General features: G+C 40.3%; 7 protein-coding genes. All 7 read right to left on the bottom strand.

Annotated features, from left to right (window positions below):
• Positions 1-188: 188 nt before the first annotated feature.
• The 7 genes from IM676_RS03245 to IM676_RS03215 all read right to left on the bottom strand — a co-directional run bounded on the left by IM676_RS03245 (position 189) and on the right by IM676_RS03215 (position 10,259).
• Positions 189-1,379, bottom strand: a complete 1,191-nt coding sequence (locus IM676_RS03245; protein ID WP_200988899.1) for a glycosyltransferase — start codon at positions 1,377-1,379, stop codon at positions 189-191.
• Positions 1,380-1,988: 609 nt separating this feature from the next.
• Positions 1,989-2,249, bottom strand: coding sequence for a hypothetical protein (locus IM676_RS03240; RefSeq protein ID WP_200988898.1), 261 nt, complete (start codon positions 2,247-2,249; stop codon positions 1,989-1,991).
• A gap of 155 nt (positions 2,250-2,404) precedes the next feature.
• Complete coding sequence (gene asnB, locus IM676_RS03235) at positions 2,405-4,222, bottom strand: asparagine synthase (glutamine-hydrolyzing) (RefSeq protein WP_200988897.1); 1,818 nt, start codon at positions 4,220-4,222, stop codon at positions 2,405-2,407.
• 200 nt (positions 4,223-4,422) lie between these two features.
• On the bottom strand, positions 4,423-5,643 hold the full coding sequence (locus tag IM676_RS03230) for a hypothetical protein (protein WP_200988896.1): 1,221 nt from the start codon (positions 5,641-5,643) through the stop codon (positions 4,423-4,425).
• A gap of 502 nt (positions 5,644-6,145) precedes the next feature.
• Entirely contained in the window at positions 6,146-7,276 is a 1,131-nt protein-coding gene (locus IM676_RS03225; protein ID WP_225880439.1) for a glycosyltransferase, read from the bottom strand.
• A gap of 414 nt (positions 7,277-7,690) precedes the next feature.
• Positions 7,691-9,040: a hypothetical protein gene (locus IM676_RS03220; protein WP_200988895.1), complete on the bottom strand. Its 1,350-nt coding sequence runs from the start codon at positions 9,038-9,040 to the stop codon at positions 7,691-7,693.
• Positions 9,041-9,056: 16 nt separating this feature from the next.
• The gene (locus tag IM676_RS03215) at positions 9,057-10,259 is read right to left on the bottom strand and encodes a glycosyltransferase family 4 protein (RefSeq protein WP_200988894.1); all 1,203 of its coding nucleotides are present in this window, start codon (positions 10,257-10,259) and stop codon (positions 9,057-9,059) included.
• Positions 10,260-10,267 lie beyond the last annotated feature (8 nt).

Raw genomic sequence — 10,267 nt, 5'->3', positions numbered from 1 at the left:
CCGGCTCCCCCGTGTGGATAATTATCGACTATACCTAATGTGTGAAAACCCATGGACCGGCTCCCCCGTGTGGATAATTATCGACTATACCTAATGTGTGAATAACGATCGCCCCCGGCTGTGGTGTGGATAATTATTGACTATACCTAATGTGTGGAAATCCATAGATTGGTTCCCCCTATGGAAACTCATCGACCATGTGGCTGACCGTATCCCTGAATATCCTGATAAACCGCCGCCATTTTAGCGGCCACACTATCCCAGGTATAATTATCTAGGATAAATTGCCTAGCCCGATCGCCCATTTCTCTCATCTTCTGAGGATGACTAAGAATCTGTTCTATGGTGGAGGCGATCGCATTTATATTCAGTTCTGTAACGTAGCCTAGTTGTTGCTGTGTAATCATATCTGCTAAGGCTACCCCAGGAGTAACCAAAGCTGGAATACCCCCAGCTAGGGCTTCTAAAACTGCTACTCCAAAGTTTTCCGAGTGGGAGGTGAGGGTAAATAAATCAGCACCCTGGATTAATAAATCTTTGAACTCACCCTTGACAAAACCAGTAAAATATGATTTGGTTTCTATGCCATGATTAACAACTAGGGATTTTAGGTAATTTTCGTATTCCGGAGTACCGCCACCTGCTAACACAAGGGTAAAGCGGTAATCAGATAATTTACCCAAGGCTGGGATGAGGTAATCTAAACCTTTTTTAGGATGTAAGCGGGACAAAAATAAAATAATTGGCTCATCTGCTGGTAAATTAAAGTGTTGCCGCAGATATTGACGAGCATCGGCAATTTTTGGGGTAATAGAAGTACCAAGGGGTAAAACAAAACTAGGACAAGTTAAGTTTAAATGTCCAGCTTCCTGTTGTTCAGCAGTAGTAGTAAAGTGAATTTTGTGGCTATGATTAAGATTAGCTTTTTCAATAATTTTTAGATATAGTTGCTTTTTGAAGGCGCTTTGTTGTAACGACCATGTACATAGTTGACCTATAGGGCGAATAATATAGGGGACTTTTTGTAAGCGAGCGATCGCCATAGCTGCTGTAGAAGCATAAGAGAAAATTGCATGAATATGTAATAAATCATAACCTTTAATATTGTGCCATAACCAATTAGTCAAACCCGGGGAAAATGCAAACTCCCGCACAGAGTTAATAGGGGGAGAAAAGCGAGGGAAAAACCTGACGGGAACCTCATGGTAATCTATACATTTCCCCAGAGGTACATCGAGTAATTGACTACCATTATCGTTAGTCGTAGCAATTTCCGCCTCAACACCGACATGATTCAATGCTTGTACCATTTTCAACACTGCTTCACTCGGTCCACCGCGCACAAGCGCAACGGAAGGAATCACATGGAGGATTTTCATTTTTTTATCTACTAACTTGGGAAGTTATTTAGAGGATGTTTGATAAGTTTTCAACAGGTAATTTTTATCTTAGGGAACACCGAACACACCGAACACACCGAACACACAAAAAACAATCAAATCCAGTCCCCTCCCCTTACAAGGGGAGGGTTAGGGTGGGGTAAAACAATAGTTGATACACTAATCATGACTTGACAAACAACCTCTTAGGCGTTATCTCAAAATTAAATTATTTATTAATATCATATTCATTCCCTGGCTAAAAGCCCAAGTCGGTTGAAAACCGACTGTTGTTTTGGGGTGGTTATCTCCTCAGTTGGGAATTTATTTAGGCGAATCTATTGACATCATGATCAGTTAATTAAATTCTGACATCCATATTATGGATAAAGTAGGCGGGACTTTGAGCCAATTTTGCATGAACAAGTTTTTGGTTTCTAATGTAGATATTATTTCCTGGCTTTAATGAAGCGCTAGGATTACTCAAAATTTCTCTAGTATATGGATTATAGAAGACTTTGATAAATCCCGAATCGGTAAGTAGATCATGCAGGTCTTGGGAGACTCCCTCTATAACAATTAAGGATAATGTTTGATTATTGAGTGTTTCTAATGCTCCTGCAAAAGCATATTCCTCATATCCTTAAACTCATGAAGACCAACATAAATATTACCTGTAGCACCTGTTTCCCCCCCCCTAATAATAATATTTGTATTTTCCACAAAACGAAAAACAAAAGCTGATAATGATTGGTTACCTAATCTAGAATGTAATTGCCAATGAACAAAATTTCTTAATGCTTTCCATGGTTTTGAAGAAGAAAGAGGATGAGAAAATAAAAATTTTAATGTGTTAGTTAAAAAGAACATTTTGACTAAAATTGTAGATTGTAAATTGTAAATTGTAATTTGTTGGTGGAAGTGGGAAAATATGATCAAAACCAGTCGGTTTTCAACCGACTTTAGCTTTCAGACGGGGAATTGATTCCCCGGCTATACCGTGAAACTGGCTACTGGGGGACTGGCTACCCCGTGACTACCTCCTCTAACCAATACCTTAATATCGCTAAACTCCAACGCCGATACCAGGGTTTGAGGCTGATGTTATCCGGTATGTTGAGATTTTGAAAATAATCTCCAAAGTCATCATTCATCCAACTTTCAAAAGGAAAATGAAAGCCTTTCTTGGGACGATTTACCACCCAGTCAGGTATTTGACCCACCCCATCTACTAACAGTTTTTTCCCCCTCTGGAGTCGGATGTGGCTGGGAATTGGTGCTACTGCTGCTATGAGAGCTTGATCTACTAAGGGTACTCGTAATTCTAAACCCCAATTCATACTCATTACATCGCTGTCCCGCAGTAATTGATTACGCATATAACCAGTGATTTCTAGAAAACTCACTTGATCCTCTGGGTTAAAATGATCATCAGCCAAATAATTATCTAAATTATCTAAATTATCTAACTGCTCTTGATAATTAAACTTTGTTCCCAGGAGATGCTCAATAATTCTACAAGATTCAGTGTGAGAAAAAATTCCTCGGAAACTGCGATAAGCACTAACAAAGCTGGGGGACTGACTCAAAAAGTCTCCTAAGCGTTTGATTTTGGGTGAATTTCCCCAACCTGCTAAACCAACACCTAAGCTTGTGCTCAACAAAGGTAAGGCGTGTAACTTTTGACCCCATGCTACCATCTGGGGGATTTTTTGAAATGATTGGTATCCGCCAAAAATTTCATCTCCACCCAACCCGGATAATACCACCTTCATCCCCTGTTCATGGGCTACTTGAGAAACACAAAAGGTGTTAAAACCATCAATACTGGGCTGATCAATGGCTCTGAGAAACTTTGGCAAGATGTTTTTAGCAAAGGATGCTGTAACTTGGTATTCTGTATGATCAGCGCCAAAGTGATGGGCAATTTTTTGGGCTAATTCCCCTTCATTGTATGCCGATTCCGCAAAAGCGATGGAATAGGTAGATATTTGTGAAGTTTGGGTTTGGGTAGCTAAAGCCAGAACACTAGTAGAGTCAATACCCCCACTCAGGAAAATCCCCACGGGGACATCACTAATAAAATGATGGTTGATGGAATCTAGTAAAGCTGTATGTACGATTTCTTGGGCTTCCCCAGGGGAAATTGCTTGGGGAGTAAAGTTAAGTTCCCAATACTGTTTTTTAGTGGTGTTCCCCCCTTGCCAATATAGCCAATTACCCGCAGCTAAACAATGGATATCAGCAATTAATGTATGTGGTTCCGGTACAGAACCAGTGGTTAAATAACCATATAATCCTGGTAATGATATGTTAACTTGAGGTAAACCAGATGCTAAAACTGCCCTGAGTTCCGATGCAAATACTAAGGTGTGACCAGATTGATAATAATAAAGGGGTTTAATCCCCAAGGGATCACGAGCTAAAAAGCAAGTTTTTTCTACATCATCCCAAATGGCAAAGGCGAACATCCCCCGGAGGTGATGTACACAGTCTACACCTAATTTTTGATAAAGTTTGATAATTACTTCTGTATCAGTTTGGGAATGGAATGTTTCCCCCTGGGAAATCAGCTGTTTCCGTAATTGCTGAAAGTTATAAATTTCCCCATTAAATGTAATATGATAGCGGTGATCTGGGGTAGACATGGGTTGATGTCCAGCAGCTGTTAGGTCAATAATTGACAGTCGGGTATGAGCTAAAGCGGCTTGTTGAGAAGGTGCAATATAGATACCTGTATCATCTGGTCCCCGGTGTTGTAGTGCTGCTTGCATCCGGTTGATTTGGGTTTCTAGGTTTTGATGGTCAGGTTGAAAGTTGAGAATACCAGCAATACCACACATAATATTAAGCTTATAAATGAATTAGCCAAGCAGCCAGGGAATAAATTCCCCGGCTACCTGTGGGGAACCTCACCGTATAACTACTCCCAGATCCCCGTTGGGCTTTTTCCAGAGCGATCGCCCTGATTAATCAAAACCAGTCGGTTTTCAACCGACTTTAGCTTTTAGACTCTTAATTCATTCCCCGGCTACCTGTGGGGTTACTTAATTCTTTGATAAAGTGCAAATTGATATCCGGGTATTGCACCACCCAGTTTAAGCCCCATAAAATAGGCACGCTTTCTACTCCAGCCATCATACACTAAATTATACTTATACCCATTCTGATTTATTTGTGATGGCGGACTTGTGAGATGTCCATCTGGCAGGATAAAATATTTCACCTGTTTATTAAATTTGGCTTCATATTTACTGAGTAATGGATCTAGACCTTTTTCCACTAAGGAAGGTGCTGCAGCTATAAAAAATTCCGGAGGCTGGCTTAAAGCTACAAAAGAGGGATGGGAGAACCACAAAAAAGCAACTGACTCCGACTCTGGGTTTAATTCTTTTGTCAGTCTACCTAAAGTTAATTTTGCATCTGCAAAAGAAGTACCATATTGCACATAAAGCAAAAATAATAGGGTTATTCGTGCAAGTACTGCTAAGTAAAGCATAGAAAATATAACACTGAAGATTCCTAGATATTTTTTACCCAGATTACCAATTTTTAACCAATTATTTTCTTTACCAGCCATCATTAATAACAGCAGGGGAAAAAATCCTATATATCCATAATAAAAGACATAGGGTAGAAGATATAACCCCAGTAAAAACCAAATTATTAAAATAATAAACTGTTTCTTGGCACAGAGATTTATCAAGATAAGAGTCAGGACAATAAGAACCAAAAAGTTCCAGGCGGGTGCGCGTAGAAAAAATCCTATACTTGTTAATGTAAACCAATCTTTTGGTGCAGTGCTATGTGTCCCTGTTAAAAAAGTATTTGTCAACCAGGTTATAGTTGAAAATTCGCAGAAAACCTCAATCAACAATACGCTAGTAACAGCAGCAATTAACCCGGCTATGATGATTTCTGCCCATAATTTTTTACCTGACTTGTTCTGCCCTAGCCAAAACAATACACCCATACCATACATAACTCCTGGAATGGGAGATAGTATGAACAACAAACCTATGGTAATGTAACTTAGATACTTAGAGTAGTTTTTACTAGCATTAAATTCTCTGGCTAATAAGGGAATTGAAATAATCAATGGAGCTAAGTGTTCAGGTCTACCTTGTAATTCTAAACATACAAAACCTGCAACAAAACCAAACATACTTGCAGTGCTAAGTTTGGCATATCTGATATTTAAACAGCGGTAAAATAAAAAGGTGTAGATGACAAATGTCAGAGCATTAATAATACCACTCCACAAAAATAAACTTTCATAAGTACTCGTTTTTAACAGTATTCCAAAAACTATGGGATACAAAACCCCGTGAATTGAATATTCATCAGAGGGACGTTCAACTAGTTGGTGAGTATAACTGCCAAAACGCCATCCATTACCACTGGCAAGATTTAAGATTGGGGTGGTATACAAAGAACCATCCCAATGTAACCCCGGCCACTTAAATAATCCGAACAATACAAATAATACTATACCCGCAGCAACTAACAAATAGCCCACAAAGCAAAGAATTTTATACACTGTTTTTTTTGAATACCAATCATCAATTATTGTCATAAACAATCTCCTATTGTGTTACTTTTAAACTCGAAGTTTTTCCAGAGCGATCGCCCTGATTAATCAAAACCAGTCGGTTTTTAACCGACTTTAGCTTTTAGACGGGGAATTCATTCCCCGGCTACCTGTGGGGAACCTCACCGTATAACTACTGATTTTCTCTACTTTTAGGTATGTAACTACTACCCAGCTACTGCAAATACACAGCCAGGGTTTTCTGAAACCGTTCAAAACCAAAAGCATCAATAGTGGCTTGCCGTAAAGCCAAGGGCTGATACATTAAATCATGGGCATATCTGCGTTGGAGAATTTGAATAATGGTCTGTGCAATGTCATCTATATCATCCGGGTTAACCAGCGCCCCTAGTTTACCATGACACAAGGCATCAATGGCAGCATCTTGATTACCCCCCAGTACGGGTTTACCGCAGGCTAAAGCCTCTAGGTAAACTATGCCAAAACCCTCACCTTTACTAGGCATGGCAAACACATCACAAAGATTATAATAATCACACAGTTCGCCGTCGGGAACAAAACCCCCTAAGGTGACACAGTTTTGTAATTGCAATTGGGTGATTAACTGCTCAATTCTGGGTTGATCATCTCCCTTACCCACAATTATGTAATGAACATTGGGAATTACCGAGCGAATTTTGACCATGGCTCGGATCATCTGATCATAGCCCTTATACTGTTCTGAGGCTGATAATCTCCCCACCGTTAATATTACTGGTTGCTCTGGTGTGAGGTGATGGCGGGTTAATAAATAGGCTGGTTTGGCTGTTGGTTGAAATTGACTAGGGTTAAATGTGTTATGGAGGATAGAGATTTTTTCAGGATTCAGACTTTGTTCTTTTATTAAGCGATCGCCTGTATACCGACTCACTGCTAAAATGCGATCGCAATGGTGTAGAGCTTGTTGTAACTTAGGGTTGTCAATATTCCAAGCATCCACACCATGGGCGACAGTCCAATAGGGAATACCTAGAAGGCGTTTGAGTTGATAGGCAACGGGGGTAAAATTTAGATGGGTAGAAATAATTAAATCAGGACGGTTAAATATAGCCCCTACCAGCAACTGGGCAGCAAAAGCCGGCGTTCTCAGGGATAATGGGACTATGCCACTACAGTGGAACTTGGTTTTACCTACAGTGGTAAAGTCTGGACGGGGTTTTGTGTCATGTTTGATGAATATCTCATAGTTAGCATCAGGGTAAATATTCTGGAGAGCTTCCAGGAAAAAAGCCGAGTATGTTTGGATACCGCCTTTAAATTCAAATAAATTGGGTATCCACAGATGTATTTTCATCCGTGTTGTCATATTTTCAGTTGAAAAGTGGGAGAACAGATTCCTATTTTCCCTAAAATAGCTTGTCTGTTTTCATCTGGTTTTAGAGATGCGTTAGCGAAGCTTACCGAAGGTATCGCCTGTATACCGACTCACTGCTAAAATGCGATCGCCTGTATATGTGGTCGTAATTTTAGGAAGATTTATCAACTAAAGATTTATAGAAATCAGTGGCACGTTGGGCGCAGTTTTGCCAACTTAACTCATTCTCTCTTAACATTAGGGCTACCGGGAATGTCAGCTTGTTGAAATCCTTGAATGAGGTAGTGAATACCCTTTCTCACCGTCAAGGAACCTGCATAAATCACCCGGAAATTAGGCAGGTTAGGTTGTTCCTCAAGGGGGTAAAATTTGCCTAAACTTAAGAAACTGTTACCCCAACTTATCTTACACCCCCACCCTGGCATTTTTACCCTTCATAAACCGGGGGATTCTCACCCGATTTAAAATGAATACTAAAATAATCAGGGCAGAGGTGGTAGAAATTAGCTCCGCCATGTCTGCTTGGTATTTGATAATTCCAATTCCGGGAAGATACCAAGACATAAAGCCCTGCCAATCTCCGGACAATAATCTGTAAGATGCTACTAAATCTATAATTTTAGTAATCAAACCCAATATAAAAAACCCGATGATCACTCCTATTGTGCCATAATTTACATAAAATTCAAAGGTTAATCCTGCCGCAATACTGGTGTTAGAACTAGTTTGAGCGAGTTCGCCAGCCTTACCTGTGTATTTACCTACTAAATTCCATCCACCAATATATGATGGTTTATCTCTCCAGATTATTCGGGGAATGGCGGATAAAAAACTAGATTTAATGGTTTCACCCTGAGCAAATGGAATATTACCACTACCCATATATTCTATTCCTTCACCCACAATAATATTTTGATTGAGTCTGTCATTAATAGCTTGTAAATGTTGGGGATTAGTAATATCAAAAAACTCAAAGGTAGCAAAAGTATCCGATAAAACATCTATTCTACTACCCCATCCTTGATTACCCCAGACAACGTCGCGAATTTCACCACGATCGCGATAATAGTTAACAAAGAAACTAGAGCCTAACAAACATACAAGAACTATAGTTAAAATAGTTTTCCCGTTGGGACGGGAGAAAACTAACACAAAACTTAAGGTAAATATCACCATCATGCTGCCGTAGGAAGCATAACCTCCTGTTGCTACTGTCAGCAAAGGTAAACATAAAGTGATTAACAACCACAGTCTGAAATTTTGGGACTGCTTTAATAAATAAGCACGCCAACAACCCAAGCATAACCCGACAACAATCAACCAAGTTCCAGAACTGGTTAAAGACTGAAAACTGGGAATCACCCAAAAAACTGGTAGTAATAAATATGTCAGGATTAAGCCCATATAACAATAAGCTTGGGGCAAATTCCAATCTGGTATTCTGGGTCTAACTTTTAACCAAGGTCGAATCAAGCCCCTGAATTTAGGACTAATAATCACGAAACTGATGGCAAAAGCTAACATCCCATAGGTGGTTTCTTGAAATCCCAAACTGGTATGATAGGTATCCTCATTTGAGTACCAGGGTAAAACATGGATAAAAGCCCCGGGTAGATGTTCTAGAGCAGTTAACAAGATCATGGCTAGGGGTAACCCAGTGGTGGGCTTGGGATGACGCCACTGGCTGAGGATGAAATATGAAGTTACACTGATAAAAATAATTAACGATACCAGTAGAGAAAATTTATTATCCATCAATTACATTATGCTTTTAACTGCTAACTAAACTTAAACTCTTGACTGCGGTCACCGTACCCCCTACTGCTTGGGAAATAGAATAATCAGCAATTAACCTCTTAGCTGCATTACCCATGGTTGCTACATCACCCGGATGATCGGCAAAGCGTTGTAAAATCTGCCCTAAAGCTGCTACATCCCCACAGGGGAAAATTTCCCCGGTTTTTCCAGGGATGACTAAATCTGGACTACAACCCACGCGATCGCTGACAATAGCGGGTAAGCCACTGGCCATAGCTTCATTGACAACTAAGCCCCAGGTTTCTCCCCCATCTGAAGGCAAGACTAACACATCAGCAGCAGTATAGGCACGGGGTAACTCAGTTTGATTGAGGAATCCGGCGAATGTCATGTTTAGTTGCTGGGATTGGGCTGTATTTACCATTTCTGGGCGTAACTCCCCATCCCCCACCATCAACCCCCAAATATGGGCAGATTTTTGGCTAGCTTGAGCGATCGCCCCTAGAAAATCACCAGGGCGTTTTTTAGGGATAAACTTACCGACAAATAAGAATACTAAGGCATTTTCTGGTATACCCCAATCTTGACGAATCTTACTCCGTTCCCCAGACAGAGCCAGAGCGTGACTAGCAAAGAACTCATTATCCACCGCATGGGGACAAAAAACTATTTTAGTCGCCTGAGCGCCATAATATAGATAATATTCTTTAGCCCGTCCTCCCACCGCTAAATAGCGGGTAAACTTGGGAATAAACCACCGGTAAAATAGATATTTCAACCAGACTTTGATCGAAGAACGCTCAGTGAGCAGATGGGAATCACCCCGGACAAATAAAGGGGTTTGACTTTGCCAACAAGCTAAGATAGCTTGCCAATAACTTTTGGTATACCACCCGTGGACTATAAAGGCATCAAATTTACCTATCTTAATAATTTGGCTAATTTCCGGTGTATCACATCCCCAGAAATCAAACACATTGGGGGTAGATGATTGATTGACCAGAAACTGGTAATTGTAACCCTGCAATAAGGGAATATCCCAATCAAAAGCTACCCCAAACCCTGCTGCTGCTTGTCCCTGGGCGGTTTGCTGGTAGCAGTAATAAACCGTCAGTGCAATTTCTGGGTGAGCAGCGAGAGCTTGATACCAAGGAACATAATATTGAATAGGGTGGGTAACTAGGATACCTAGGCGGTATTTACGTGGCTGATTCATAAGAAATA

The sequence above is a fragment of the Anabaenopsis elenkinii CCIBt3563 genome (assembly GCF_015245355.1).
GTDB classification, from domain to species: Bacteria; Cyanobacteriota; Cyanobacteriia; order Cyanobacteriales; family Nostocaceae; genus Anabaenopsis; species Anabaenopsis elenkinii.
The sequence above is the reverse complement of the archived record's forward strand: the minus strand, read 5'-3'. Positions and strand labels throughout refer to the sequence as shown.